The sequence below is a fragment of the Cyanobium sp. ATX-6F1 genome (assembly GCF_047395825.1).
GTDB lineage: Bacteria > Cyanobacteriota > Cyanobacteriia > PCC-6307 > Cyanobiaceae > ATX-6F1.
In genome coordinates this window covers 954,801-981,256 of record NZ_JBCEBF010000001.1, presented here as the reverse complement: position 1 = coordinate 981,256, position 26,456 = coordinate 954,801, and the positions used below count along the sequence as shown (strand labels likewise).

Below are 26,456 nucleotides of genomic sequence, written 5' to 3'. Positions count from 1 at the left end.
TGGGGCCGCGGCCAGCCTCTGGCCTGGGCTCCTAAAGACTCGCGTGGAGGATGTTCATCACCTCCATGATTGTGCTTGTTTCGTCAGCGCTCAGTTCCAAAGCCTCCGACAGGTGGTCGAGAATGCGCTGTTCTTCCTCCACCAGGGGACCGTCCGAGCGCATGATCTCCGTCGCCATGGCGAAGGCGGTCAGCCGTTGGGGCCCATCCAAGGCGGCGCCAGCCTCCAGCAACAGGGCTTCGGCACCTTGTGCCTTGAGGCTCAGGAGCAAATCGTTCATCAGGGCGATCATCTCCTGGTCGCTGCGTTCCCGGTAGGGGGAGCGGTAGTCGAGGGAGTGGCGCAGGGCGCGGGCTCCAGCGCTGCCCATCACCCCATCCCAGGCGACGGAGGCCAGGGCGACAGCGGCAAGGGCACGAGAAGGATCCATGGGCGCGCTAGGGGCTCAGCCACGCCTTTCATCGCAGGCTGAGGGCCCAAACGATGGTAATGGTTGCAACCGTCCCCAAGACTGAACGATTCGTGATCCAATGGCCGAACCATTTGGACACCTGGGGAGCCTCCGCCGACCAGGCCGGCATTCTTGGTAGCGCTCGTTACCGCAAGGGGGTCGGGCAACGCTTAGTTGTTTCTGAACTCAAGGGTGGCAATGCCAAAAGTCGTCTCCGTTCATTCCTACCGCGGGGGCACCGGGAAGTCGAATTTCACGGCTAATCTGGCTACGACTGTTGCGGCTCAGGGTTTTCGAGTTGGCGTGATTGATACCGATGTGCCCTCGCCAGGTATTCACAACCTGTTCTGCCTTGAGCAAGATGAAATAGGCAAAACGCTGAATGATTTCCTCTGGGATGAAGCGTCCATTGCAGAGGCTGCTTACGATGTCAGCGCCAAGGTGGGCATCGAGCTTCCAGGTCAGATCTTCCTGGTTCCCTCCAGTGTGAAGCCCGATGACATTTCACGCATTCTTCAGGTGGGCTATGATGTGAGCAAGATGAACGACGGATTCAGGAATCTCGTTCGAGAGCTCAAGCTTGATTTCCTGTTCATCGATACCCACCCAGGGCTTTCCAAGGAAACCTTCCTTTCGATTGCCATCTCCCATGTACTGCTGCTGATTCTGCGCCCTGACAAACAGGATTACCAAGGAACTGCGGTCACCGTCGATGTGGCTAGGCAGCTGAAGGTCCGACGTTTATTGCTGGCCATCAATAAGGCCCACAGTGGACTGAATCTGGATGCATTGCGAGCCAAAGTGGCAGAAACCTATGGCGAAGCGGTGGCTGGAGTCTTTCCTCTTTCTGAAGACTTTGCCCGCTTGGCCAGTGAGGGTGTTTTCTGCGTCAAGTATCCTGATCACCCATTGACTCAGGAGTTCAAGCTCGTTGCCAAGTCCATCATGGAAGGTAGTTGAGTCATGACAGATCTAAGGAGTTTTGTTACACTCGCCAGCTCGATCAATGCGGTGGCCTCCCCTTTCAGGAGTTATCTCAATGATCTTTATAATAAGCATCGCGGCCTCAAGAAAGGCAGGGTAGCTGATTACATTCCTGAGCTTGCGTTAGCCAGCGCCGATTCATTTGGGATTTGCGTGGTCAGCACGGATGGTCAGACCTTCGAAGTTGGAGACTGCGATAAAACTTTTACGATCCAGTCAATTTCAAAAGCCTTCGTTTTTGGTCTTGCTCTTGAAGATCACGGTCGCAAGTATGTGAATAGCAAAGTGGGCATGGAGCCCACGGGTGAAGCCTTCAACTCGATCATTCTTGATGAGGCGACCAATCGCCCCTACAACCCCATGGTTAATTCCGGGGCGATCGCTACCACAGATCTGATCAAGGGTCGCAACGGCACCGAGCGCCTCAAGCGCATCCTCGAGATGTTCGGGCGCTACACCGGCCGTGCCCATGACATTAATGTCCCCGTGTTTCTTTCGGAAAAAGAGACCGGTCATCGCAATCGGGCCATGGCTTTTCTGATGCTGAACTTCTCCATGGTCAGCGAGAAGATTGATGAAACGCTGGATCTTTACTTTCAGCAATGCTCCATGTTGGTCAACGCCAAGGATTTGGCCATGATGTCAGCGACCCTGGCCAACGGCGGTGTGAACCCCGTCACGGGCATTCGAGCCATCGAAGAACGCTATGTACAAGATGTGATTAGTTTGATGCTCACCTGTGGCATGTACGATGCCTCGGGAGAATGGGCCTACCGGGTGGGCATTCCAGCCAAGAGTGGGGTCGCCGGTGGGATCACGGCGGTGGCCTCAGGCAAGCTGGGTATCGGCATCTATTCTCCGCCCCTCGATGCCAAGGGCAACAGCACCCGAGGGATCAAGGTTTGTGAGGAGATTTCACGGGATTTTGGCCTGCATATGTTCAACACGGCCACACCCAAGCACGACCTTGTCACCTGGATGAATGGAGACCATGACTCCCTTGGCTGGTAAGTTACGGCACGTCCATGCTGCGTGGGGCGACTCACCATGGTCATGGGTTCTTTTGCTGTTGACACCTGGTTTGGTCTCAGTTGAGGCAGTGGCAGTTGGATAGACATTGGTCCATGCGCATGCCTGTATACCGAAGCTTTAAGTGCGGCTGTAGTAGACCAAACGATAGGCAAAGGCCACGGCTGCTAATGGCATGACCACCCAGAACCACCTAGAACCTAAGTCCAGCTGGTACAAGGCATTGAGTTTTCAAGCCTTTCGCCTGAACCTCCGCACCTACTTGGTGGTTCCTTTTGTCTTGCAGACTGTGGCCACGGTGGGTCTGGTTGGCTTTCTGTCGTTTCGCCATAGCCAGCGGGCGGTCAATGAATTGGCGGCGCAGCTCCAGGACTCGATCTCCAAACAAGTTTTGGTGCGGGTCACTAATTTTCTCAACACTCCCCACCGCGTCAATGCGCTGAATGCGAATGCTGCCAGCCTGGGGTTGATCAGATTTGACAACATTGATGCGGCCCGCCCCTTCCTCTGGAAGCAGGTCAATGCCTTCAACGATATCGGTTACTCAGGTCTGGTTGACCGTGAGGGTCGCTTCATCCGTATTGGTTGGGCCAACAATCGCTTTGCTTCCGATGAGGATCCACAGCTAGCTCTTCAACTCAAGCCAGGTTCGGGAGATCTGGTTTATTACGGGCTGGATCGCTCCGGCAATCCAGCAGATGTGGAGAAGGTTCGCTCTAACTTTGATGCCAAGGACTCTCCCTTGTTCAAGGCCGCAGTTGCTGCCCGTCGCCCCACCTGGGGGCCTGTTACGGTCAATTTTGGTTATGACAATCTTCAGTTAAATGCCGTTTCTCCTTACTTTGGCCCGGGCGGCAAGCTACTTGGGATTTTTAATACTCAGATCAGCTTGGATCAGATCAGCCAATTTCTTCGCTCCTTGAAGGTCAGCCGCAATAGCAAGGTCTACATCTTTGAGCGCACGGGTGAGCTGATCGCCTCGTCTTCACCCAACCAGCCCCTGATCGTAGGAAAAGGGGACCAACGACAGCGTCTGCTCGCCAGTGAGTCCACCGATCCCATGCTCAGGGGCGCCATGGGTGTCATCAACGAGAATTTGGGAAGCTACAGTCGCGTTTACGAGAGCCATCAATACGAGTTCAAGCTAGATGGCGACAGGGAATTGATGAGGGTTTCACCGCTTGAAGATGGCAAGGGTTTGCAGTGGCTGCTGATGGTGGTCACACCTGAAGCTGATTTCATGGGCCAGATTGAGGCCAACTCCAAGACCACCATCTTCCTTTGCGTTGGTTCGTTGGTGTTTGCGGTGTTTCTTGGCCTGGCTTCCTCCCAGTGGGTCACCAATCCAATTGAAAAGATTTCCCAGGCAGCCAGGCGGCTTGCGGCTGGAGACCTCAATCAGACAGTTGATCCAAGCGTGATTATCGAGATCGATCAGCTGGCGGGCTCCTTCAACAACATGACCCACCAGCTGCAGGCATCGTTCACGGCGCTGGAGCAATCGAACCTTGAGCTCACCTTGGCGGAGGAGAACTTTCGCAGCATCTTCGAGAATGCTCAAGATGGCATCTTCCAGTCCAGTGTTGAGGGTCGCCTGCTGCGCGCTAATCCCGCCCTTGCGGACATCTACGGATACCACTCCACCAAGGAGATGCTGGCGTCTGTGAAGGATGTCAATACTCAGTTCTTTCAGAATCCTGAGGTGGTCACTGAACTTCAGGAGCGGCTGAAGCGCGATGGTACCTTGACCGATTTCGTGTATTCGACCCTACGGGAGGACGGCGACAGCATCTGGCTCGAACTGGATGCTCGGCTGGTGAAGGATGCGGCCGGCAAGACGCTCTATCTGGAGGGCATTGCGCGGGATGTGACCGATCGCAAGTTGCGCGAGGAATCCCTGGAGCGTCAGTTGCGCGAACTTAAGGTCGAGATCGATCAGGGCAAGAAACAACAGGATGTCGAGAAGCTGACCAGCAGCACATTTTTCCGCGAAGCCAAGCAGCAGATCGAAGATCTCGATCTGGAAAACTTCTGGTCCTGAACGTTCTCAGGCCGCTTCCCCATCCTCCAGGGGGCCATCCAGCTCCACAACCTCTCCGTTGAAGAATTCCGCCAGTCGGCGGGCGTTTTCATCCAGTGGATTGCGCGTCTGTGCGCCACCAGGGGCGAGCTGCTGCCCTGCGTTGGCAGCGGCCTCAGGCGCCGGGGTTGCCGCCCCGGCCCGATCATGCGCTGGGGGGCTCGGGATGGGCAAGATCGGAACAGCTGCCGTTTGCGCCTGTCGTACAGGGGGAGAAGGTTGGGGGCTGGCCTGGGCCGGGGGCTGAGCAGCAGCAGGCATCGCCGAGGCGGGCACGGTTGCCGGAGCGGCCCCCTCCAGAACCAGTTGGCGGGGGCTCCCCAGGGTGGTGGCCACCGCCTTCTCCAGCAGAGGAAGACGGCTCTGCACCATCGCCATCCAGGTGGTCGCCACCCGCACCACGGCCCGCTGACCATCCAGCCGCACTAGCTCGGCCTGCTGGGAGAGCAACATGCGCGTTGACGGCAGCTCCAGGGCGGCCAGCATCTGTTGCCAGAGCTCGCTCAGGGGGATCTCGCCGCTCGCTGGAGGGGGTGGCGATCTTCGGGACTGGCGGGGGTTCGGCCTCGGCCGCTGGCTCTGGTGCCGCTGGCACAGTTGCCACTGGTGCAGGTGCCACTCGTGCAGGTGCCGCCGGCTGATTGGCGGCGCGCACGTCCATTCGCACCGGAGCGGCTGCCGTTGCAGTCGCTGGCACCTTGGTGGCCGTGGCCGAAGCACTGGCCGCTGCCGGTTCCGCCAGCAGCCCCAGCAGCAGCACTTCCAGCCACAGCCGGGGCTGCACGCTTTGACGCAGTTGCTGCTCGCTGCCCTTGAGCTGGCTTTGCCAGCGCAGCAGCCGATCGGGGTCGATGGCGGCGGCCAGGGGTGCCAACCGCGGCCTGAACTGGGGCGAGAAGCTGCTCAATTCGGGGCGCTCAGGGGCCACCCGCGCCAGGACGAGATCCCGCAGCAACCCCGCCAGGCCCTGGAGCACGGCGCCGGGCTCCCGTCCCCGCTCTAGCAGCCGGCGGGTGGCTTCGATCACCCCCAGGGGCTCACCCGTCGCCAGGGACTCCGCCAGTTCCAGCAGGTCCTGCTCGGGCACGGCCCCCAGCAGATCCCACACGGCCACAGCTTCGATCGGTGCCGGCAGCAGGCTCAGTTGATCCAGCAGGCTTTCGGCATCCCGCAGTCCCCCTGGGCCCGCTGGGACACCACGTGCAGGGCCTCGGGTGTGATGCCGATGGATTCGGCCCCAGCGATGAAGCGCAGGTGGGTCTCCAGGGCCTCCAGGGGAATGCGGCGGAAATCGAAGCGCTGGCAGCGCGACAGAATCGTGGGCAGCACCCGCTGGGGGTCGGTGGTGGCCAGCACGAACACCACCCGCGGTGGCGGCTCCTCCAGGGTCTTGAGCAGGGCGTTGAAGGCCGCCGTGGAGAGCATGTGACATTCGTCGATCACGTAGACCTTCCAGCGGGCCTGCACCGGCGCGAAGCGGGAACGCTCGATCAGCTCTCGGATGTTGTCGACACCGGTGTTGGAGGCCGCGTCGATCTCGATCACATCAAGGGCATTGCCGGCGGCGATGGAGGTGCAGAGGGAACAGCTGCCGCAGGGCTCCGCGGTCGGCCCTTCGCTGGCCAGGCAATTGAGCGAGCGGGCGAGGATCCGGGCACTGGAGGTCTTGCCGGTGCCGCGCGGACCGCTGAACAGGTAGGCCGGCGCGATTCGGTTCTGCTGCAGCGCCTGGGTGAGGGTGGCCGCGATCGCCTCCTGCCCCACCAGCTGGTCGAACCTCTGGGGTCTGTACTTGTGGTGCAGGGGCTGATAAGGACTGGCCTGGGTCATCGGTCTGTCCCTGGGGTGGCCATGGACCTGAGATTACTCAGGCTTGCCGGCCTCCAGCAGCCGGTTGAGCTTCCCCTCCAGTTCCTCCACGGTGGTGAGCTGGTCGGCCAGGCTGCGGGCCGCCCGCAGCAGCCCCTCGTTGACCGAGGCCTGGCCCCCTCCCCACCAGGTCTCCGCCTGGGCCAGTTCCTTCTCCAGCCGCTCCTGCAACATCAGCCGCAGGGCATCCAGCTGCTCGAGGCTGCGCAGGGCCAACGCCCGACCCCGCTCCAGCTGTTCGCCATCGAGGTTGAGCCCCTGGCGCAGCAGCAGTCGCACCGCGGCGATCAGGGCCGCGGGCATGAACTGGCCGATGGCCAGGGCACCGAGGCTGCCGGTGTGGAGCCAGTCCTCCACCTGGGGGCTGCGGTGTCGACCGGTCTTGCACCAGATCGCGAAGTGCTCACAGTTGTTGAACAGCAGGTTGTAGCGCTGCTCCCCGAGTCTCCCCATGGCCCGCCGCAGGGTCACCCCGGGGGAGGCTTCGGCGTAGGGCACCACGATCAGAGGCTGGCCGCGGCTGAACTCCTCCACCGGGCTGCGCAGAATCTGGCGCCCTTCCAGGTAATGGGCCACGGTGCCATCTCCCAGATCGATGCCGTGGTGGTTGAACAGACCGTGCTGGCGCGGGGCCTGCAGGTGGTCGGCGGCGGCCAAGGCTTAAGCGGGGAATGGGGTGCTCTCAGCTTCTGCCCTGACGGGCCCAAGGCCCCAGGGCCGGTGGGGTGGGGATTGCCGTTCCCGCCAGGCTCAGGCTCAGGCTCAGGCTGAGGCCTGGGCGTCACGGTCGCCAGGGGCGAGGGGCAGCACCTTGGCTTTGGTGCGCTGCTCCACCAGTTCCTGGGTGACGGTGAAGGTCTTCATGTCCTGGTTGGAGGGAAGGTCGTACATCAGATCGAGCATCAGTTCCTCGACGATGCCGCGCAGGGCCCGGGCGCCGGTGCGCCGGCGGTGGGCCTCCTTGGCAATGGCCTCCACCGCCTCGGGTTCGAACTCCAGCTGGACGTTGTCCATGCTCAGCAGCGTCTGGAATTGCTTGACCAGGGCATCGCGGGGTTCGGTGAGGATCGCCTTGAGGGCGCGGGTATCGAGGGGTTCGAGCACGGCGCTCACCGGAAGGCGGCCGATGAATTCGGGAATCAGGCCGTAGCGCACCAGATCGTCGGGTTCCAGGTGGCGCAGGGCATGGGCCGCCAGGTGCTCGCGGCTGCTGCGGGTGCGGCCACGACCATCGGTGGGCAGAAAGCCGATCGAGTTTCGGCCGAGGCGCTTCTGCACCACCTCATCGAGGCCGACGAAGGCACCTCCACAGATGAACAGGATCTGACTGGTGTCGATCTGGATGCAGTCCTGGTAGGGGTGCTTGCGGCCCCCTGGGGCGGCACGTTGGCCACGGTACCCTCCAGCATCTTGAGCAGGGCCTGCTGCACCCCTTCGCCCGACACATCACGGGTGATCGAGGCGTTCTCGCTCTTGCGGGCGATCTTGTCGATCTCATCGATGTAGATGATCCCCCGCTGGGCCTGTTCCACATCCAGATCGGCCTTCTGCAGGAGCCGCAGCAGGATGTTCTCGACGTCTTCACCGACGTAGCCGGCCTCGGTGAGGGTGGTGGCATCCGCCACCGCAAACGGCACATCGAGCAGTTCCGCCAAGGTCTGCGCCAGCAGGGTCTTGCCGCAGCCCGTTGGGCCAATCAGCAGGATGTTCGACTTGTGCAGGCGGGTGGCGCTGCGGTCGGTTTCTCCCTGGCCATCGCCCTGCCAGGCCAGGCGTTTGTAGTGGTTGTAGACCGCCACCGCCAGCACCTTCTTGGCCTCCTCCTGGCCCACCACCTGCTGATCCAGGAAGGCCTTGATCTCCTGTGGTTTGGGGACCGTGGCCAGGGTGGGGGCTGGTTTGGAACTCTTCTTGGCGGGCGCCTTGCGCGAACCTTCCAGCGCCGTGCGGGAGGAACTGCCCTGGGTTTCCACCAGCTCCTCGTCAAGGATCTCGTTGCAGAGATCGATGCACTCGTCGCAGATGTAGACCCCAGGCCCGGCGATCAGCTTGCGCACCTGCTCCTGGGACTTGCCGCAGAACGAGCACTTGAGATGGGCGTCGAACTTGGCCATCGCGCGGGATGTTGCGTTCTGAGTGGAGGGGGAGGCCCTGGGGGAATGAATCAGCCGCGGGAGTCGGCTCGGCTCGGTTGATTCGGGATCAGACCGGATGGGCTTCCACCATCACACGATCAATCAGGCCGTATTCAACCGCCTCCGCAGGAGAAAGAAAGTAGTCCCGGTCAGTGTCTTCGGTGATCTTGTCGAGCGGCTGGCCCGTGTGCTCGGCCATCAGGCCGTTGAGGGTGTCCTTGAGGAACAGGATCTCCTTGGCCTGGATCTCGATGTCGACGGCCTGGCCCTGGGCCCCACCCAGGGGCTGGTGGATCATGATTCGGGCATTGGGCAGGGCCAGGCGCTTGCCCTTGGTACCGCCGGAGAGCAGGAAGGCCCCCATGCTGGCCGCCAGGCCGTAACAGATGGTGACCACATCCGGGGCCACCTGCTGCATGGTGTCGTAGATGGCCAGCCCCGAGGTCACCGAGCCCCCGGGGGAGTTGATGTAGATCTGAATGTCCTTTTCCGGGTCCTCGGCTTCGAGGAACAGCAGCTGGGCCACCAGCGAATCGGCGACCCCGTCATTGATGTCGGTGCCCAGGAAGATGATGCGCTCCCGCAGCAGGCGGGAATAGATGTCGAAGGCGCGATCACCGCGGCCGGATTGCTCCACCACCGTGGGAAGGATCCCGGGGGACGACACCGGCCGAGGCCCCTGCCAGCGGTTCGAGATCGGGTGGGATTGAAAAGCCTGGATCACGCGTGCGCCGGCAGGGGGAAGGGGAGTGAATTCAATCTATTCGGCGCCACTGGACGGGGAGAGCCGGTGGGACGACTCAGCCCTCGGCCGCTTTGGCCTTGCCGGCCTGTTCGGATTGGTCGCCCTTGTCGGCTTTGCCCTTGGCTTTGGCCTTGGCCTTGGCGGGCTTTTCCCCAGCCTCATCAGCGCTGTCAGCGTCGCTGGCGGGGGCCTTTTCGCTCACGGTGCTGTGGGTTTCCAACCAGCCCAGCAGCTTGTCCCGCAGCAGGTCTTCGCTCACCGCTTCCCTCAGGCGGACCGGGTCGATGTTGGCGCTGTCGCTGAAGCCCTGGCTCAGCTCCTTGACCTTGGCGTCGATCTCCTGGGGCTCGAGGGCGATCGATTCGGCGGCGGCCAGGGCCTTGAGGGCCAGGCTGCGGCGCAGGCGTTCCTCGGCCTCGGGCCGGGAGGTCTCCTGCAGGCTGCGCACCAGCTCAGGGGTGAACAGTTTCTTGATGTCCATGCCCTGCTGGGCGATCTGGCTCGCGGTCTGCTCGAGCAGGGAGCGGATTTCCTGCTGGATCAAGGTCTCGGGCAGCTCCACCTCCAGCTCCACCACCAGGGCCTTGAGCAGGGCGTCGTGGCGGTTGCCCTTGGCCCGGCGCTCGGCGTCCTCCCGCAGCCGGGTCTCCAGGTCGGCGCGCAGCTCGGCCAGGGTGGTTTTGTCGCTGGCCTGCTGGGCGAAGGCGTCATCAAGGGCCGGCAGTTCCCGGCCCTTGAGTTCGGTGAGGGTGATCTCGAACGAGGCCCCGCGGCCGCGGGCCTCCTCCTGGGCGTACTCCTCGGGGAAGGTGCAGCTGATCGTGCGGGTCTCGCCGATGGCCTGACCCAGGATCCCCTCCACGAAACCGGGGATCATGCGGCCTTCCTCCAGCTCCACCTCCAGGGCCTCGCCGCTGCCACCGCTGATGGCTTCGCCGCTGTCAGCGAAGGTGCCGGTGAAATTGACCACCGCCACATCGCCGCTGGCGGCGGCGCGGCCCTCCAGGGGCACCAGGGTGGCCAGCTGCTTGCGGGACTGCTCGATCAGTTCATCCACCCGGGCCGGGTCATAGGCCACCGCCTCGGCTTCGGCCACCAGCCCTTTGGTGGCGCGCAGCGTCGGGGTGGGCTCCACATCGAGCTCGAGGGTGAGGGTGAGCTCCTCGCCGGGGTTGAAGCGCGCCAGCAGGGTGTCGAAGCCTTCGCTCAGCTCCGGACTGCCGAGGGCTTCGATTTTCTCCTGGGCCAGGGCGTCCCGCCAGACGCTGTCCACCAGCTCTTCGAGGGCGGTGGCGCGCACGCGCAGGGGGCCGATCTGCTGCAGCAGCACGGGGCGGGGCACCTTGCCCTTGCGGAAACCCGGCAGACGCACCGTGCGGCTGAGTTTCTCCACGGCCGCGTCATAGCTGGCCTGGCTGCGGCCGGCAGGGATGGCCACCTCCAGCGCCACCCGGCTGGCGGGCCTGGGGCTGGTTTTGACCTTCAAGGCGGTGCTCATGGACGCAGGGGATCGGCGGGGCAGCCTGTGATCCTAGAAAGCGGCCCTCTCGCCAAGGGACGCACGGCCACGTATTGTTGATCACAGTCAACTTGAAGTTCTACGCCGGGCCGGCATCTCCCCCAGCGACCTTCCCTGATTCCAGCTTTCACCACCTTTCGTCCGCTTCCGCCACCCCCCGACCCAATCCCAACCGCTCCACTCCGGCCATCCCATTCAGCTCTGCCTTCCTGGTGCTTCGGGCTGGTTTCGTCTTGATGTCGCTGTTTCACCCCGTTGTCCGTTACCGCTCACTCCCGATCCCTGCCTGAGCGCCCCCTCCGCGTCGTCGTGCTCGGCGCCACAGGAGCGGTGGGTCAGGAGTTGCTTGCCCTGCTGAGCGAGCGCCACTTTCCGGTGGCCGAGCTGATCCTGCTCGCTTCTCCCCGCTCCGCCGGCCAGACGGTCGAATGGAACGGTCAGACCCTCACGGTTCAGCCGGTGAGCGCCGCCGCCTTCGAGGGGATGGATCTGGTGCTGGCCTCCGCCGGCGGCTCGGTGTCGAAGCAGTGGGCTCCCCTGGCGGCCGCGGCCGGTGCCGTGGTGATCGACAACTCCAGCGCCTTCCGCCTCGATCCCGCCGTGCCCCTGGTGGTGCCGGAGGTGAACCCCGAGGCCGCTTTCGAGCACAGCGGCATCATCGCCAACCCCAACTGCACCACGATCCTGCTCACGTTGGCCCTGGCCCCTCTGGCTGCCCGCAGGCCGATCGAGCGGGTTGTGGTCAGCACCTATCAGTCCGCCAGCGGCGCCGGGGCCCGGGCGATGGAGGAGCTGCGGGAGCTCAGCCGCACCGTGCTCGAAGGGGGTGAACCGGTGAGCACGGTGCTGCCCCACTCCCTGGCCTTCAACCTCTTCCTGCACAACTCCCCTCTGCAGGCCAATGGCTACTGCGAGGAGGAACTGAAGATGCTCAACGAGACCCGCAAGATCATGGGCTTGCCCGATCTGCGTCTGTCGGCCACCTGTGTGCGGGTGCCGGTGCTGCGGGCCCATTCCGAGGCGGTGAACATCCAGTTCCGTGAGCCCTTCCCGGTGGAGGAGGCCCGCTCCCTGCTGGCGGTGGCGCCGGGGGTTGAGCTGATCGAGAACTTCGAGACCAACCGCTTCCCCATGCCCACCGACGTCACCGGCCGGGATCTGGTGGCGGTGGGTCGAATCCGCCAGGACCTCAGCGATCCCCATGCGCTCGAGCTGTGGCTCTGCGGCGATCAGATCCGCAAAGGCGCGGCCCTGAATGCGATCCAGATCGCCGAAGCGCTGCGTTCCCCCCAGCGACCTCCTCAGCGCCCCCCCAGCGCCCCTTGATGCGGCCACCGGCGCCGCAGCGATGACCGCAGGAGGTGTGGCTTGAGCCCATTGGCGGCCAGCCCCGTACCCTTCGGCCGGGTGCTCACGGCGATGGTGACCCCCTTCGCCACCGATGGCTCCGTCGATCTGGAGCTGGCGGCCCGGCTGGCGAGCCACCTCACCGCCCAAGGGTCCGATGGCCTGGTGGTCTGCGGCACCACCGGTGAATCGCCCACCCTCAGCTGGGACGAACAGCACCGCCTGTTCGCGGCGGTGAAGGGGGCTGTGGCCGCCGAGGTCAAGGTGCTGGCGGGAACCGGCAGCAACTGCACCGCCGAGGCGGTCGAGGCTGTGGCCCAGGCGGCTGAGCTGGGGGCCGATGGCGCCCTGGTGGTGGTGCCCTACTACAACAAGCCTCCCCAGGCGGGCCTGGCGGCCCACTTCCGGGCCATTGCCGAAGCGGCGCCCCAGCTGCCGCTGATGCTTTACAACATCCCCGGCCGCACCGGCTGCAGCCTGGCTCCCGAGACCACGGCCCTGCTGCTGGATCTGCCCAATGTGGTCAGCTTCAAGGCCGCCAGCGGCAGCACCGAGGAGGTCAGCCTGCTGCGTCAGCACTGCGGCAGCCGCCTGGCGATCTACTGCGGCGACGACGCCCTCACCCTGCCCATGCTGGCCGTGGGCGCCGTGGGCGTTGTGAGCGTGGCCAGCCATCTGGTGGGGCCCCAGATCCATCAGCTGGTGAGCGCCTTCCTGGCCGGCGACCACACCACCGCCCTGGCCCTGCACGATCAATTGCTGCCCCTGACCCGGGCCCTGTTCAGCACCACCAACCCGATCCCGGTGAAGGCGGCGCTCGAGCTGTTGGGCTGGCCCGTGGGTGCCCCTCGCCTACCGCTGGTTTCCGCTGAAAGCGATGTGCGTGACCGACTGACCACCGCCCTGGCTGCCCTGCGTCCTACCTGACGCCAAGGCTTCGCACCGCGCGCTTCGCTCCAGCTTCAGCAACAGATTTCCCCTCACTTCTCACCCGGAACCCTCCGGATCTCTCCACGATGACAGTCAGCAACAACGGCAAAACCAACGGTTCCCCCAAGCAACCCGGTCTGCGGGTGATTCCCCTTGGCGGTCTCCATGAGATCGGCAAGAACACCTGTGTGTTCGAGTACGGCGACGACCTGATGCTGGTGGATGCCGGCCTGGCGTTCCCCAGCGACGGCATGCACGGCGTCAATGTGGTGCTGCCCGACACCAGCTACCTGCGCGAGAACCAGAAGCGCATCCGGGGCATGATCGTGACCCACGGCCACGAAGATCACATCGGTGGCATCCCCCACCACCTCAAGAACTTCAACATCCCCGTCATCTATGGCCCGCGGCTGGCGATGTCGATGCTGCAGGGGAAGATGGAGGAAGCGGCCGTCACCGATCGCACCATCATCCAGACCGTGAGCCCGCGGGATGTGGTGCAGGTGGGGCAGCATTTCAAGGTGGAGTTCATCCGCAACACCCACTCGATCGCCGACAGCTTCTCCCTGGCGATCACCACCCCCGCCGGGGTGGTGGTGTTCACCGGTGACTTCAAGTTCGACCACACCCCGGTGGATGGCGAATATTTCGACATCCAGCGCATGGCCCACTACGGCGAGCAGGGGGTGCTCTGCCTGTTCAGCGATTCCACCAACGCCGAACTGCCGGGCTTCACGCCCCCCGAGCGGGCCGTGTTCCCGAACCTCGATCGCCACATCGGCGCCGCCGAAGGTCGGGTGATCGTCACCACCTTCGCCAGTTCGGTGCACCGGGTCTCGATGATCCTGGAGCTGGCGCTCAAGCATGGCCGCAAGGTGGGCCTGCTGGGCCGCTCGATGCTCAACGTGATCGCCAAGGCGCGAGAGTTGGGCTACATCCGCTGCCCCGACGAGCTGTTCGTGCCGATCAAGCAGATCCGTGATCTGCCCGACCGCGAGACCCTGCTGCTGATGACCGGCAGCCAGGGCGAGCCGCTGGCCGCCCTGAGCCGCATTTCCCGCGGTGAGCACCCCCAGGTGCAGGCGAAGAGCACCGACACGATCATTTTTTCGGCCAGCCCGATCCCCGGCAACACCATCTGTGTGGTGAACACCATCGACCGGCTGATGATGCTCGGAGCCAAGGTGGTCTACGGCAAGGGCGAGGGCATCCACGTCTCCGGCCACGGCTGCCAGGAGGATCACAAGCTGATGTTGGCGCTCACCCGGCCGAAGTTCTTCGTGCCGGTGCACGGTGAGCACCGCATGCTCATCGCCCACTCCAAGACCGCCCAGTCGATGGGTGTGCCGGCCGACAACATCCTGATCATCGACAACGGCGACGTGGTCGAGCTCACCCCCGACTCGATCCACAAGGGCGATCCGGTCAAGGCGGGCATCGAGCTGCTCGATGCCTCCCGCAACGGCATCGTCGATGCCCGGGTGCTCAAGGAACGCCAGCAGTTGGCGGAAGATGGCGTGATCACCCTGTTGGCTGTGATCAGCACCGACGGCGTGATGGCGGCCCCGCCCCGGGTCAACCTGCGGGGGGTGGTCACCACGGCCGATGCGCGCAAGTTGTCGCTCTGGGCCGAGCGGGAGATCACCTGGGTGCTGGAGAACCGCTGGAATCAGCTGGCCCGCAACACCGGCGGCAAAGCCCCCGAGGTCGATTGGGTGGGCGTGCAGCGGGAAATTGAGGTGGGACTGCAGCGGCGCCTGCGCCGGGAGCTCCAGGTGGAGCCCCTGATCATCGCCCTGGTGCAGCCCGCCCCCGGGGGCACACCGGCCTACAAGGGTCGCGCCGAGGCCGAACCCGACAGCCGTCCGGCTCCCCGGGGTGGTCGCTCCGGCGGCCGTGACCGTGATGGAGGCGTCCCCCGTCCCCAGCCCGTCCATGGGGCGCCCGTGCGCCAATTGGTGACCGCCGCCGCACCCACTGCTGCGGCATCCATCCCGTCGTCGGCCTCAGCCGTGCCGGCGCCGGTCGCCACTTCCGTGGGTCTGCCAACGGCGGCAGCCACCCCCGTGCGGGATCCGGAGCCGGAGATGCCCGCCAACCGCACCCGCCGCCGTCGCTCCACCGCCGCAGGCTGAGACCCAGGGAGCGAGGGGTGAGGGGGCCATCCCCTTCCCCCTCTCTGGGGGGATTCAGCGCAGGATCACCCGCAGCCGGCCCTTGGCCAGCTGGGCCAGTTCCTCGGCACTGAAGGAGGACGCCGCCGTCAGTGGCGGTTCGCTGGGGCTCGGGGCAGGCTCCTCAACCAACACCTTCGCCTCGATGATCCCCTCATCGGCGGCGCTCGGGGCCGCAGGAGCCTGCTTGAAGGGGTCAGCAAAATCCTGGGGACCGGTGGCGGTGGCAGGGGCCTGATCACTGGTCAACCAGGGCATCGCCGGCACGGTGGCTCCTACCGCCGGGGCGCCGGACGCGGCGGTCTCGAAGGGGGCCTCGCTGGCCTCAGGGACCGGTTTGGCCCGCTCACTGGCGCAGATTTCGAGCCCCTGCCGGGCCAGGTCGCGGTAGGTGGGTTCCTTGCTTGTTTCCACCACCTGGTCGTAATAGGTGGAGGCGGCGTCGTACTGCTTGAGCCCGTAGAGGTTGATGTGGCCGCTGAGCAACTGCAGGCGTGAATACTGCAGATCGTCCGCGTCCTCCGGGCGGTTGTTGAGCAGCGTTTCTGCCTGGGTGAGGGCTTCTCTGAACTGGCCCTGGCTGTAGGCCCGCTCCACGTCGATGTAGGACTCCTGAAAAGGTTTGGCCATCAGTTCTCGGGTTGATCGGGACGCGTTGCGGGCCGCCGTTCGGCCGGGGGCGGCTGGAGGCGGATCTCCATCCTGTCCCAGCTCAGCCGCCAGCCCCTGGGCAGGTCAAGGCTGCCGGGCCCAGCGCCAGGTTGCAAGCGGTGTTGCAGATCCTCCAGTTGTGGGGCCCCCAGCCCATGGCCGCTCTGGAGCCGCAGCCATTGGGCCAGCAGATGGCACTGACTGGCGCGCGCGAGCGCCGTCAGGCCGGGGCGCCGCAGCACCAGGGGGTCCACCCCAGGGTGCAGCGCCGCCAAGGCCAGGGGCAGCAGCTCCTCCAGGGGTTCCCCTCCTGCTCCAGGCGCTCGGCCAGGGCGGCCAGGCGCCGGCCGGCGCCGGGGTGCAACGCCTCCAGCACCGGTACTACCTCGTGACGGATCCGGTTGCGGCCGTAGGTCAGCGCGGCGTTGCTGGGATCCACCCACACCGGCAAACCCTGCTCAGCGCAAAAGTGGCCGGTTTCAGCGCGGCTCATTCCCAGCAGCGGCCGCACCAGCAGGATCGGATCGAGCAGGGGCCGGCTGCGCCGAAGGCTGCTGAGGCCGCGCAGGTGGGCCCCCGGGCCAGGTGCAGCAGCAAGGTTTCAGCCCGGTCGTCGGCGGTGTGACCGGTGAGCACCCGCTGGCAGCCCCGGGCGGCGGCCTGGCAGGCCAGGCGGTCGTAGCGCCAGCGGCGCGCCGCGGCCTCGCTGCAGGGGCCGGAATCGGCCCGCTCGATCAGCAACTCAAGTCCCGCCGTCGTCGCCCAGCGACGCAGGCCCTCGGCCTCGGGGGCCGAACCGGGATGCCAGCCGTGGTCCCCATGCCAGAGCAGCAGGGTCCAGCCGTGCAGGCGCCGAAGGTCCAGCAGCAGCCGGGTGAGGGTCATCGAATCCTGGCCGCCCGAGACCGCCAGCAGCAAGCGTTCTCCGGCCGGCAGCAACTCGGGTCGCCTCAGCAATTCCCTGTGCAGACGGCCGTGCAGGGGGCTCCAGGGACGGGAGTCCGGGGGTTCGGATGGGAGAATCGCCGTCATCTGCCTGCGTTGCCGATGTCCCGTCTCACCAGCCTGCCCACCGCCCTGCAGCGCGCGCTGGAGACGCGACAGCTGCTGAAGGTGATCGCCGGACTGACCAATTTTGACGCCGGATCTGTGCGGCGCATCGCCCGGGCCGCCGCCGCCGGTGGCGCGGACCTGCTGGACATCGCCTGCGACCCTGGGCTGGTGCGGACCGCCGCCGCGGCCTCTGGCCTGCCGATCTGCGTCTCGGCGGTCGATCCCGAGCTGTTCCCTGCCGCTGTCGCCGCCGGCGCGGCCCTGGTGGAGATCGGCAACTTCGATGCCTTCTACCCCGAGGGCCGCGTGTTCGGAGCACAGGAGGTTCTCGAGCTCGCCCGCCGCACCCGCTCCTTGCTGCCGCAGGTGGTGCTGTCAGTGACGGTGCCCCACGTGCTCAGCCTTGATCTCCAGGAGCAGCTGGCGATCGATCTGCAGGCGGCCGGCGCTGACCTGATCCAGACCGAGGGGGCACCAGTGCTCGGCCCTTCAGCGCCGGAGTCCTCGGCCTGATCGAGAAGGCCGCCCCCACCCTGGCCGCCGCCCATGCCCTCAGCCGGGTGGTGGAGCTGCCGGTGCTCTGCGCCTCCGGCCTCTCGGCGGTGACCCTGCCGATGGCGATCGCGGCCGGGGCCTCCGGGGTGGGCGTGGGCTCGGCCGTCAACCGGCTGGGCGATGAGCTGGCCATGGTGGCCGTGGTGCGCTCCTTGAGGGAAGCCCTCAGCGGCGCCGTCGTGGCTCCGATCGGCGCCGTTTCGTAACGCCCTGTGGACCGGCCGTTGTTGGCTCCGGCTGGGGCTGCTTAGCCTCAAGGAAAATTACCTGTCGACCCATGGGTGCCTTCGTCTGGCTGTTGCAGTGGCCGATCCGGGCTGCGGTTCTGCTGCTGGTGGGCTGGTTGCCCCTGGGTGTTGAGCTCGAGAACTTCGGCACCGCCATGCTGTCGGCGGTGGTGATCGGTCTGCTGGGCACGCTGTTGATCTGGCCCCTGAAGTTGCTGCTGGCCCTGCCTTGGGCCCTCACCAGCCTCGGCGGCTTCGTGACCCCGATCAGCGCCCTCTACAACTGGGTGATCACGGTGGTGCTCTTCGGCCTGGCGGCCTGGCTGATTCCCGGGTTCCGGCTCAAGAACGGCCTGGTGAGTGCCATCCTCGGCGCCGTGGTCTACACCGTGGTCAGCGTCCTGATTCTCCGTTTCCTGGGACTTGAGGTGGGCTTTACCCGCGCCAGCGCCCTCGTCAGCGGCGCGGTGGCCTGAGCGAACCCCACAGAATGGGGGCATGGCCCGTTTCCAGCTCCAGGCCCCCTACATACCCCAGGGTGACCAGCCATCCGCCATCGCCGCCATGGTGCGGGCGGTGGATGCCGGTGAGCGCTACCAGACCCTGCTGGGCGCCACCGGCACCGGCAAGACCTTTTCGATCGCCAATGTGATCGCCCAGACCGGGCGTCCCACCCTGGTGCTGGCCCACAACAAGACCCTGGCGGCGCAGCTCTGCAACGAGTTGCGGGAGTTCTTCCCCGACAATGCCGTCGAATACTTCATCTCCTACTACGACTACTACCAGCCCGAGGCCTATGTGGCGGTCTCGGACACTTACATCGCCAAGACCGCCTCGATCAACGAGGAGATTGACATGCTGCGCCACTCGGCGACGCGTTCGCTGTTCGAGCGCAAGGACGTGATCGTGGTGGCCTCGATCAGTTGCATCTACGGCCTTGGAATCCCCTCGGAATACCTCAAGGCCGCCGTTCAGTTCCGGGTGGGCGAAACGCTCAACCTGCGCACCTCCCTGCGGGAACTGGTCAATAACCAATACAGCCGAAATGACACCGAGGTGGCACGCGGCCGTTTCCGGGTGCGCGGAGACGTGCTCGAGATCGGCCCGGCCTACGAAGATCGGCTGGTGCGCATCGAGCTGTTCGGCGATGAGGTGGAGGCGATCCGCTACGTGGATCCCACCACCGGCGAGATCCTGCAGAGCCTGGAGGCGGTGAACATCTACCCCGCCAAGCACTTCGTCACCCCCAAAGACCGGCTCGAGGGGGCGATCACCGCGATCCGGGCGGAGCTCCACCAGCGCCTGGATCAACTCAACAGTGTGGGCAAGTTGCTGGAGGCCCAGCGGCTGGAGCAGCGCACCACCTACGACCTGGAGATGCTCAAGGAGGTGGGCTACTGCAATGGCGTCGAGAACTACGCCCGCCATCTGGCTGGCCGCGATGCGGGCACCCCGCCCGAGTGCCTGATCGATTACTTCCCCGACGACTGGCTGCTGGTGGTGGACGAGAGCCACGTCACCTGCTCCCAGCTGCGGGCCATGTACAACGGCGACCAGAGCCGCAAGCAGGTGCTGATCGAGCACGGCTTCCGCCTGCCCTCGGCCGCCGACAACCGGCCGCTCAAGGATGAGGAGTTCTGGGCCAAGGCCCACCAGACGATCTTCGTCTCTGCCACCCCCGGGGCCCTGGAGCTGGAGCGCAGCCTCGGGCAGGTGGTGGAGCAGGTGATCCGCCCCACCGGGGTGCTTGATCCAATCGTGGAAGTTCGCCCCACCGAGGGCCAGGTGGACGATCTGCTCGGGGAGATTCGGCTGCGGGCCGACAAGGGGAGCGCTGCTTGATCACCACCCTCACCAAGCGCATGGCCGAGGACCTCACCGATTACCTGGCCGAACATGGCGTGCGCGTTCGTTATCTGCACTCGGAGATCCACTCGATCGAGCGCATCGAGATCATCCAGGACCTGCGCAACGGTGTGTTCGATGCCCTGGTGGGGGTGAACCTGCTGCGGGAGGGCCTCGATCTGCCGGAGGTGTCGCTGGTGGCGATCCTCGATGCTGACAAGGAGGGCTTTCTGCGGGCGGAACGCTCCTTGATCCAGACCATCGGCCGGGCCGCACGCCACGTGGAGGGCAAGGCCTTGCTCTACGCCGAGAACCTCACCGATTCGATGGCCAAGGCGATCTCCGAAACCGAGCGGCGGCGGGCGATCCAGCACGCCTACAACCTGAAGCACGGCATCACCCCAACGCCTGCGGGCAAGCGCGCCGGTAACTCGATCCTTTCGTCGCTGGAGCTTTCGCGCCGCCTCAGCGACGATCAGTTGGAGCAGGCCACCGAGGAGGCCCTGCATGAGACGGTGCCGCTGGAGGCCCTGCCGGAACTGATCACCCAGCTGGAGGACAAGATGAAGGCCGCGGCCAAGAACCTGGAGTACGAAGAGGCGGCGGGCCTGCGCGACCGCATCAAGCAGCTGCGCATGAAGCTGGTGGGCAAGCACTGATCAGAGCTGAGCCACGGATCAGACCGGAGCAGCCGTGCCCTCGGCCCGGTGCACGGTGATTCCCCCAGGCCGAAGCGGGCATGCACCGCCCGCAGGGCCCCCTCGCCATCTTTTTCGGCCACCACACAGCTGGTGCGGATTTCGCTGGTGGCGATCATCTCGATGTTGATCCCCGCGTCCGCCAGGGCACGGAACATGCGCGCCGCCGTGCCAGGGGTGCAGGGCATGCCCGCCCCCACGGCACTGACCCGGGCGATCGCCTGACCCTGCTCGAAGCGGGCGCCACTCCACTGGGCCAGCACCGGTGCCAGGGCGATTCGGGCGCGCTCCAGGTCGTCGCGGCGCAGGGTGGAAGCTCATGTCGCGGCGGCGATCGTTGCCATCGCCGCGGGTGCGCTCCGACTGCACGATCGCATCGAGGCTGATGCCGGCATCGGCCAGGGCCCGGCAGACCTGTGCCGCCGTGCCGGGCCGGTCGGGCAACAGGCGAGTGGCCACCTGGGCCTGGTCGCGGTCGAGGGCCACCCCCGCACCGCCGGATCCCCCAGGCCGCAGGGCGGGGGTTGAGCTGGAGCTGGTGATCGGCCAGTTCGAAGGAGGCCGCCGCCGCCCGCAGGGCCTTGGTGGCCTGGTCTCCCTCCACCAGACAGCTCACCTTCACCTCGCTGGTGGCGATCATGCGCAGGTTGATGCCGCTGCGGGCCAGGGTGTCGAACAGCCGGGCCGCCACCCCGGGGCGGCCGAGGATCCCCGCCCCGGAGATGCTCAGCTTGGCGAGGCCCCCCTGGGCGGTGAGGGCGCAGTCGGCGGCCCCGGTGGCGTTCAGCAGCACCTGGCAGACCTCCCGGGCCCGTTCCAGCTGGGACGCGGCGAGGGTGAAGGCGATGTCGTTGGTGGCCCCCTCCTGGGTGGCCTGCACGATCAGGTCCACGTTGAGGCCGGCGCTTGAGAGCGCTTCGAACAGCCGCGCCGCCACCCCTGGTTCGTCGGGCACCAGGGAGAGGGCGATGACGGCCTGGTCCACCTCCAGTTGCGCCCCGTCCACCGGTTTGCCCAGCTCCAGGCCCTCGCTGCCGATCGACCGGCCCGGCCCACTGGTGAGCAGGGTGCCGGGGGCCTCGCTCCAGCTGGAGCGCACCACCAGGGGCACGCCGTAGTTGCGGGCGATCTCCACGGCCCGAGGATGCAGCACGGCGGCACCGAGGCTGGCCAGTTCCAGCATCTCGTCGCAGGTGACCGTCTCCATCAGCTGTGCGTCGCTGACCTTGCGCGGGTCGGTGGTGAGCACCCCGGGCACATCGGTGTAGATCTCGCAGGCGTCGGCCCCCAGCGCCGCCGCCAGGGCCACGGCCGAGGTGTCGGACCCCCGCGGCCCAGGGTGGTGATTTCGGCGGTGCCGCCGCTGCCGCTGCTGGTGCCCTGGAAGCCGGCCACCACCACCACCTGGCCGTCATCGAGCAGCCGGCGCAGGCGGTCGGTGCGCACTTCAAGGATGCGGGCGCGGCCATGGGCCGATTCGGTGACGATGCCCACCTGGGCGCCCGTCATCGAGACCGCCGGCACGCCGAGGGCGTTGAGGGCCATGGCCAGCAGCGCGATCGACACCTGCTCCCCGGTGGCCAGGAGCATGTCCATTTCCCGCTGGGGGGTCATGGCTGATCGCACGGGCCAGGGCGGTGAGCTCGTCGGTGGTGTGGCCCATGGCCGAGACCACGATCACCAGCTCATGGCCCTGCTCACGGCTGTCAGCCACCCGGCGGGCCACCGCCTGGATGCGCTCGACGCTGCCCACGGAGGTGCCCCCGAATTTCTGAACCAGCAGGGCCATCGCTCGGTTGCGGGCAGTGAGGTGTGATTATCCGTCGGGGCCGGCGCCCGCCAGAAATCCATCTCGGAAGGCGTCGCGGGGTTCGCTTCCGCGCTTGAGGGCGGCCTCCACCTCCAGCAGCTGAGCCAGCAGGGCGAGGAAGCGCTCCGGCGGACGCCCGCGGATCTGCTTGCGCATCACGTAGACGCGCTTGGGGTTGCCGATGCCGGCGGCCTTGGCAATCACGGCCACGTCCTGTTCGCCGCTGCGCTCCAGCAGGCTCACCCAGAGCCAGCCGCGGATCTGGCTGCAGAGGGTGGCGACGATGCGCAAGGCGGGCTCATTGGCCTCCAGCAGGGCGTCGAGCAGGGCGATGGCGTCGCCGAGGCGACCCGCCAGCAGGGCGTCCCCCACCTGCAGGCTGGTGGTGGCATGGGCCCCCACCAGGGCGGCCACGGCCGCGGCGTCAATGGGCTGGTCGCCTTTGTAGAGCCCCAGTTTTTCCAGCTCGCTCGCCAGCCGGGCGCTGTCGCTGCCCACGGCTTCGGCCAGGGCTTCGGCGGCGCCGGCGGTGAGTTTGAGGCCCAGGGCCGCGGCGGTGCCCTTCACCAGCTCCAGCTGGCCGGCCCCATCCCAGACCGCCGGCAGGGGAAGCTTTGTTCGGTGGCCACGGCCTTGAGGGCCTTGGTGGTGCGCAGGCGGGCATCGGGCTTGCCGGGGCTCACCAGCAGCAGGTGGCCGTTGGCGGGAATCAACTCCAGGGCGGCCTCCAGCTGGGCCGCCAGCTCGGCGGGGCAGGCGCTGCAGAAGGGGCTGCGCTGCAGCAGCACCACCCGATCACCGCCGCCGAGCGGGGGCGTGCGCGCTTCCGCCAGGGCCTGGGAGGCCTGGGCGGGGTCGTTGCCATCGAGCCGGGAGAGGTTGATGCTGGCCCAGGCGGGATCGATCACCTGGGCGATCAGGGCCTCCACGGCCCGGGTTCGGGCGGCTTCGTCGTCGCCCCAGTAGAGATGGACCGGCATGGGCGCGCCATGGATCACCCGATCTTCACCGAAAGCGTGCGGCGCATCCGCGACTGGCTCGGCGACACGGGCCTCGATCCGGTGCAGCAGGAGGTGCTCGAGCGCCTGGTGCACACCAGCGGCGACCTGGCCATCGCCGCCGACCTGCGCTTCGGGCACGGGGCCTGCGCTTCGGGCCTGCTGGCCCTGGCCGCCGGGGAGCTGATCCTCACCGACACCGCCATGGCCGCGGCGGCGGTGGCGCCGATGGCGGCGCGCACCTTTGCCAACCCCGTGCGCAGCGCCCTGGACTGGGCCCCGGCGCTGGCGCCTGAAGGGGGCACCCGGGCGGCCACCGGCATGGCCCTGGCCCTGGCGGAGCACCCGCGGGCGGTGGTGTTGATCGGCAGTGCCCCCACGGCCCTCGAGCGGCTGCTGGAGCTGGCCGCCGAGGCCGATTCACCTGTGCGGCCTGCCCTGGTGGTGGGGATGCCGGTGGGTTTCGTGGGGGTGGCCGAGAGCAAGCGCCACTTGGCCGAATCGCCCCTGGCGCAGATCCGGCTCGAGGGCAGCAAGGGGGCGGCCCTGGCGGCGGCCACGGTGAATGCGTTGCTCAGGCGGGCCTGGCTGGGGCGCTGAGCGCCACATGGCTGTTGGCCTCGATGCGGCTCAGCACCTGGCGGGCCCGCAGCACCACCGAAGGGGGCACCCCAGCGAGGCGGGCGGCCTCGATGCCGTAGCTGCGGCTGGCTCCACCGGGCCGCACCTGGTGGAGGAACCTCAGCCGCTCGCCTGTTTCTTCCACCAACACCTGCACGTTGGCCACGTTGGGCAGCAGCTCGGCCAGCTCGTTGAGCTCGTGGTAGTGGGTGGCGAACACCGAGCGCGCCCTGATCCCCTCGGCCAGGTGTTCGGCCACCGCCCAGGCGATCGAGAGGCCATCGAAGGTGGCGGTGCCGCGGCCGATCTCATCGAGCAGCACCAGGGAGCGATCGGTTGCGTGGTGAAGGATGTTGGCGGTTTCGGCCATCTCGACCATGAAGGTGGACTGGCCCGTGGCCAGGTCATCGACGGCGCCGACGCGGGTGAAGATCCGATCGCAGATCCCCAGACGGGCGGAGCGGGCCGGAATCCAGCTGCCCACCTGGGCCAGCAGCTGCAGCAGGCCGATCTGGCGCAGGTAGCAGCTCTTGCCGCTGGCGTTGGGGCCCGTGAGCACCAGCAGATCGGGCTGTCCCTCCTCCCCTAGGTGAATGCCGTTGGCGGTGAAGGGCTCCTCCACCAGCATCTGCTCCACCACCGGATGGCGTCCGGCCTCGATCTGCAGGGTGCGGCTGTCCGTGAGCTCCGGGCAGCAGTAGCCGCCGGTGGCGGCCACCTCGGCCAGGGCGGCCAGGGCATCGAGGGCGGCCACCCGGCGGGCGGCGGCGCGGATCGGACCCGCCTGGGCGCCCACGCGCTGGCGCAACTCGGCGAACAGCTCGTATTCGCGCTGGGCGGCGCGGGCCTTGAGCTGCAGGATCGCCCCCTCGCGGGCCTTGAGGTCGGGGGTGACGAAGCGCTCCTCGTTGGCGAGGGTCTGGCGGCGGATCCAGTGCTCGGGCACGGCCAGGGCCTTGGCCCGGCTGACGGCGAGGAAGTAGCCGAAACTGCGGTGGAACTGCAGCCGCAGGCTGGCGATGCCACTCAGGCGCCGTTCCTGGCGCTCCTGGGCCTCCAGCCAGGCGTCCTGGTCATCGAGGCGGTTGCGCAGGCCATCGAGGCGCTCATCGACGCCGTCGTGGATCAGGCCGCCCTCGGTGAGGCCCATCGGGGGGCATCGAGCAGGGTGTGGCGCACCAGGGCGGCCAGTGCCGCCAGCTCCGGCCGCGGCTCGTTCAGATCCCGCAGAGGGGCGCTGGAGGCCTCCTGCAGCAGGGCCGCCAGCCGCGGCAGCCGTTCGAGGCCATCGGCCAACGCCACCAGGTCGCGGGCGGAGGCGGAGCCGGCCCCCGCCCGGCCCGCCAGGCGCTCCAGGTCGCCCATGGGCCGCAACAGCCGGCGCAGGGCCAGGCGCAGGGAGCGCTGGGCCACCAGTTCGCTGACGCTCTCCTGGCGGGCGCGGATGCGCGTCAGCTCCACCAGGGGGCCTCCAGCCAGCGCCGCAGCCGGCGGCCCCCATGGCCGTGAGCGTTCGATCCAGCACCCAAAGCAGCGAGCCGTGAAACGCGCCGCCCATCTGGGTGCGGGTCAGCTCCAGGTTGCGGCGGGTCTGGGCATCCAGCACCAGCTCATCGCCGGCGGACCAGGTGCGGGGTAGCTCCAGGGGGATCGAGCTGCCCGGTTGGGTGTCATCGAGGTAGCGCACCAGGCCGCCGGCGGCCCGCAGCCCCAGGGGGTCTCCCCCAGCCCCAATCCAGTGAGGCTAGCCAAGGCGAAGCGCTCCAGCAGGGTGCGGCGGGCCTCGGCGCTGGCGAAGGGGGTGGTGGGCAGGGGCGTGAGCCGCAGACCCTCAGGGCACCAGGGGGGGGCGACGCTTCTCCCGGCCAGAGCAGTTCGGCCACCTCCAGCTGCAGCAGTTCCTGGTGCAGGCGGTCGGTGCCCTCCCGCTCGGTGACCCGGAACTCCCCCGTGCTCACATCGGTGACCGCCAGGCCCCAGCGGGGCCCTCCAGCACCACCGCCGCCAGCCAGTTGTTGCGCCGGGCCGCCAGCAGGCCCTCTTCCAGCACCGTGCCGGGGGTGATCACCCGGGTGATGCCGCGCTTGAGCAGGCTGCCCTTGGCGGCCACCGCCTCCAGCTGATCGCAGAGGGCGATGCTGAGGCCGTGGCGCACCAGCTCAGCGCAGTAACGCTCGACGGCGTGGTGGGGGATCCCCGCCATCGGTACCCGGCCGAGGCGCTTGCCCGCCTCCTTGCCGGTGAGGGTGAGCTCCAGCAGGCGCGAGAGCAGCAGGGCGTCCTCGAAGAAGAATTCGAAGAAGTCCCCGAGGCGGTAGAGCAGCACCCGATCGGGGTGGGCGGCCTTGAGCTCCACGTAGTGGCGCAGCATCGGCGGGAGCGCCTCGGGGTCCACCAGGCCGTGGTGGTGCCAGCGGGGCAGGTCGGAGACGCCGGCGTTGTCGTCGCCGGGGCTGGTTTCGGTGGCGTCTGGTTCGCTCCTGGCCTGGCGCTTGCGGGGCCGGGCGGCCGCCTGGGCGATCAGGGCTGCGTCGTCGAGCTCGGTGGTGCCTGGATCTGCCTCATCCGGGGCCTCGGCCAAGGCCTCGGCAGCGCCGAACAGGCTGCCCTGCAGCGCCGGAGCGGCGATCAGCGACAGCTGTTCCTTGGCTTCCCCGCCACGTTGTGCCCCTGCCAAGGGGGCGATCGTAGGTGGCTCAGCCGGGGGCTTTCGGCAGCCAGCGCACCCCGGCGAT

14 protein-coding genes and 8 pseudogenes are annotated in these 26,456 nt (G+C 66.8%); 10 read left to right on the top strand and 12 right to left on the bottom strand.

Features of this window, described 5'->3' with window-relative positions; all coding sequences use genetic code 11:
• Positions 1–31: 31 nt before the first annotated feature.
• Positions 32–430, bottom strand: a complete 399-nt coding sequence (locus AAF143_RS05905) for a tellurite resistance TerB family protein (RefSeq protein WP_255009203.1) — start codon at positions 428–430, stop codon at positions 32–34.
• Between the two features lie 219 nt (positions 431–649).
• On the opposite strand from AAF143_RS05905, the gene AAF143_RS05900 reads away from it, so the two are divergent.
• From AAF143_RS05900 to AAF143_RS05890, 3 genes are all read left to right on the top strand, one after another.
• The gene (locus AAF143_RS05900; protein WP_255009202.1) at positions 650–1,411 is read left to right on the top strand and encodes a MinD/ParA family protein; all 762 of its coding nucleotides are present in this window, start codon (positions 650–652) and stop codon (positions 1,409–1,411) included.
• Between the two features lie 51 nt (positions 1,412–1,462).
• Positions 1,463–2,446 carry a glutaminase A gene (gene glsA / locus AAF143_RS05895; protein WP_414026643.1) on the top strand — a complete coding sequence of 328 codons (984 nt, stop codon included), beginning with the start codon at positions 1,463–1,465 and terminating at the stop codon, positions 2,444–2,446.
• Positions 2,447–2,639: 193 nt separating this feature from the next.
• Entirely contained in the window at positions 2,640–4,505 is a 1,866-nt protein-coding gene (locus tag AAF143_RS05890; protein WP_255009199.1) for a PAS domain S-box protein, read from the top strand.
• A 6-nt stretch (positions 4,506–4,511) separates the two neighbouring features.
• Here the strand turns inward: AAF143_RS05890 and AAF143_RS05885 are convergent.
• The 5 genes and pseudogenes from AAF143_RS05885 to tig form a co-directional block, all read right to left on the bottom strand.
• Positions 4,512–6,374, bottom strand: a pseudogene (locus AAF143_RS05885) (DNA polymerase III subunit gamma/tau).
• A gap of 33 nt (positions 6,375–6,407) precedes the next feature.
• Positions 6,408–7,070 carry a lecithin retinol acyltransferase family protein gene (locus tag AAF143_RS05880; protein WP_414026642.1) on the bottom strand — a complete coding sequence of 221 codons (663 nt, stop codon included), beginning with the start codon at positions 7,068–7,070 and terminating at the stop codon, positions 6,408–6,410.
• Between the two features lie 105 nt (positions 7,071–7,175).
• Positions 7,176–8,527: pseudogene (gene clpX, locus AAF143_RS05875) on the bottom strand (ATP-dependent protease ATP-binding subunit ClpX).
• 88 nt (positions 8,528–8,615) lie between these two features.
• A complete protein-coding gene (clpP, locus tag AAF143_RS05870) occupies positions 8,616–9,272 on the bottom strand; it encodes an ATP-dependent Clp endopeptidase proteolytic subunit ClpP (RefSeq protein ID WP_315859627.1) in 657 nt (218 codons plus the stop codon).
• 76 nt (positions 9,273–9,348) lie between these two features.
• Positions 9,349–10,791, bottom strand: coding sequence for a trigger factor (gene tig / locus AAF143_RS05865; protein ID WP_255009191.1), 1,443 nt, complete (start codon positions 10,789–10,791; stop codon positions 9,349–9,351).
• 330 nt (positions 10,792–11,121) lie between these two features.
• Between tig and AAF143_RS05860 the strand changes: the two genes are divergently transcribed.
• From AAF143_RS05860 to AAF143_RS05850, 3 genes are all read left to right on the top strand, one after another.
• Positions 11,122–12,138 (top strand): aspartate-semialdehyde dehydrogenase, encoded by a 1,017-nt coding sequence (locus tag AAF143_RS05860; RefSeq protein ID WP_414026641.1) that lies wholly within the window; start codon positions 11,122–11,124, stop codon positions 12,136–12,138.
• Between the two features lie 42 nt (positions 12,139–12,180).
• Positions 12,181–13,086: a 4-hydroxy-tetrahydrodipicolinate synthase gene (gene dapA / locus AAF143_RS05855; RefSeq protein ID WP_255009181.1), complete on the top strand. Its 906-nt coding sequence runs from the start codon at positions 12,181–12,183 to the stop codon at positions 13,084–13,086.
• An 89-nt stretch (positions 13,087–13,175) separates the two neighbouring features.
• Positions 13,176–15,224: a ribonuclease J gene (locus AAF143_RS05850; protein ID WP_255009179.1), complete on the top strand. Its 2,049-nt coding sequence runs from the start codon at positions 13,176–13,178 to the stop codon at positions 15,222–15,224.
• A gap of 54 nt (positions 15,225–15,278) precedes the next feature.
• On the opposite strand, the gene AAF143_RS05845 is transcribed toward AAF143_RS05850, so the two are convergent.
• From AAF143_RS05845 to tilS, 3 genes and pseudogenes are all read right to left on the bottom strand, one after another.
• Positions 15,279–15,893, bottom strand: coding sequence for a hypothetical protein (locus AAF143_RS05845; protein ID WP_255009177.1), 615 nt, complete (start codon positions 15,891–15,893; stop codon positions 15,279–15,281).
• Positions 15,893–16,168 carry a hypothetical protein gene (locus AAF143_RS05840; RefSeq protein ID WP_414026640.1) on the bottom strand — a complete coding sequence of 92 codons (276 nt, stop codon included), beginning with the start codon at positions 16,166–16,168 and terminating at the stop codon, positions 15,893–15,895. The genes AAF143_RS05845 and AAF143_RS05840 overlap by 1 nt, the downstream gene beginning before the upstream one ends.
• Positions 16,135–16,799 (bottom strand): annotated as a pseudogene (tilS, locus tag AAF143_RS05835) (tRNA lysidine(34) synthetase TilS). The gene AAF143_RS05840 and the pseudogene tilS overlap by 34 nt, the downstream one beginning before the upstream one ends.
• Before the next feature lie 162 nt (positions 16,800–16,961).
• Between tilS and AAF143_RS05830 the strand changes: the two are divergent.
• From AAF143_RS05830 to uvrB, 3 genes and pseudogenes are all read left to right on the top strand, one after another.
• A pseudogene (locus AAF143_RS05830) lies at positions 16,962–17,728 on the top strand (DUF561 domain-containing protein).
• 71 nt (positions 17,729–17,799) lie between these two features.
• Entirely contained in the window at positions 17,800–18,225 is a 426-nt protein-coding gene (locus AAF143_RS05825; protein WP_255009172.1) for a phage holin family protein, read from the top strand.
• Between the two features lie 22 nt (positions 18,226–18,247).
• A pseudogene (uvrB, locus tag AAF143_RS05820) lies at positions 18,248–20,253 on the top strand (excinuclease ABC subunit UvrB).
• A gap of 18 nt (positions 20,254–20,271) precedes the next feature.
• On the opposite strand, the pseudogene AAF143_RS05815 reads toward uvrB, so the two are convergent.
• Positions 20,272–22,081 (bottom strand): annotated as a pseudogene (locus tag AAF143_RS05815) (aspartate kinase).
• Positions 22,082–22,108: 27 nt separating this feature from the next.
• Positions 22,109–23,082, bottom strand: a pseudogene (gene holA, locus AAF143_RS05810) (DNA polymerase III subunit delta).
• A 9-nt stretch (positions 23,083–23,091) separates the two neighbouring features.
• Here holA and AAF143_RS05805 point away from each other — a divergent pair.
• Entirely contained in the window at positions 23,092–23,700 is a 609-nt protein-coding gene (locus AAF143_RS05805) for a precorrin-8X methylmutase (protein WP_414026639.1), read from the top strand.
• Here the strand turns inward: AAF143_RS05805 and mutS are convergent.
• Positions 23,675–26,359, bottom strand: a pseudogene (gene mutS / locus AAF143_RS05800) (DNA mismatch repair protein MutS). The gene AAF143_RS05805 and the pseudogene mutS overlap by 26 nt on opposite strands.
• Positions 26,360–26,456 lie beyond the last annotated feature (97 nt).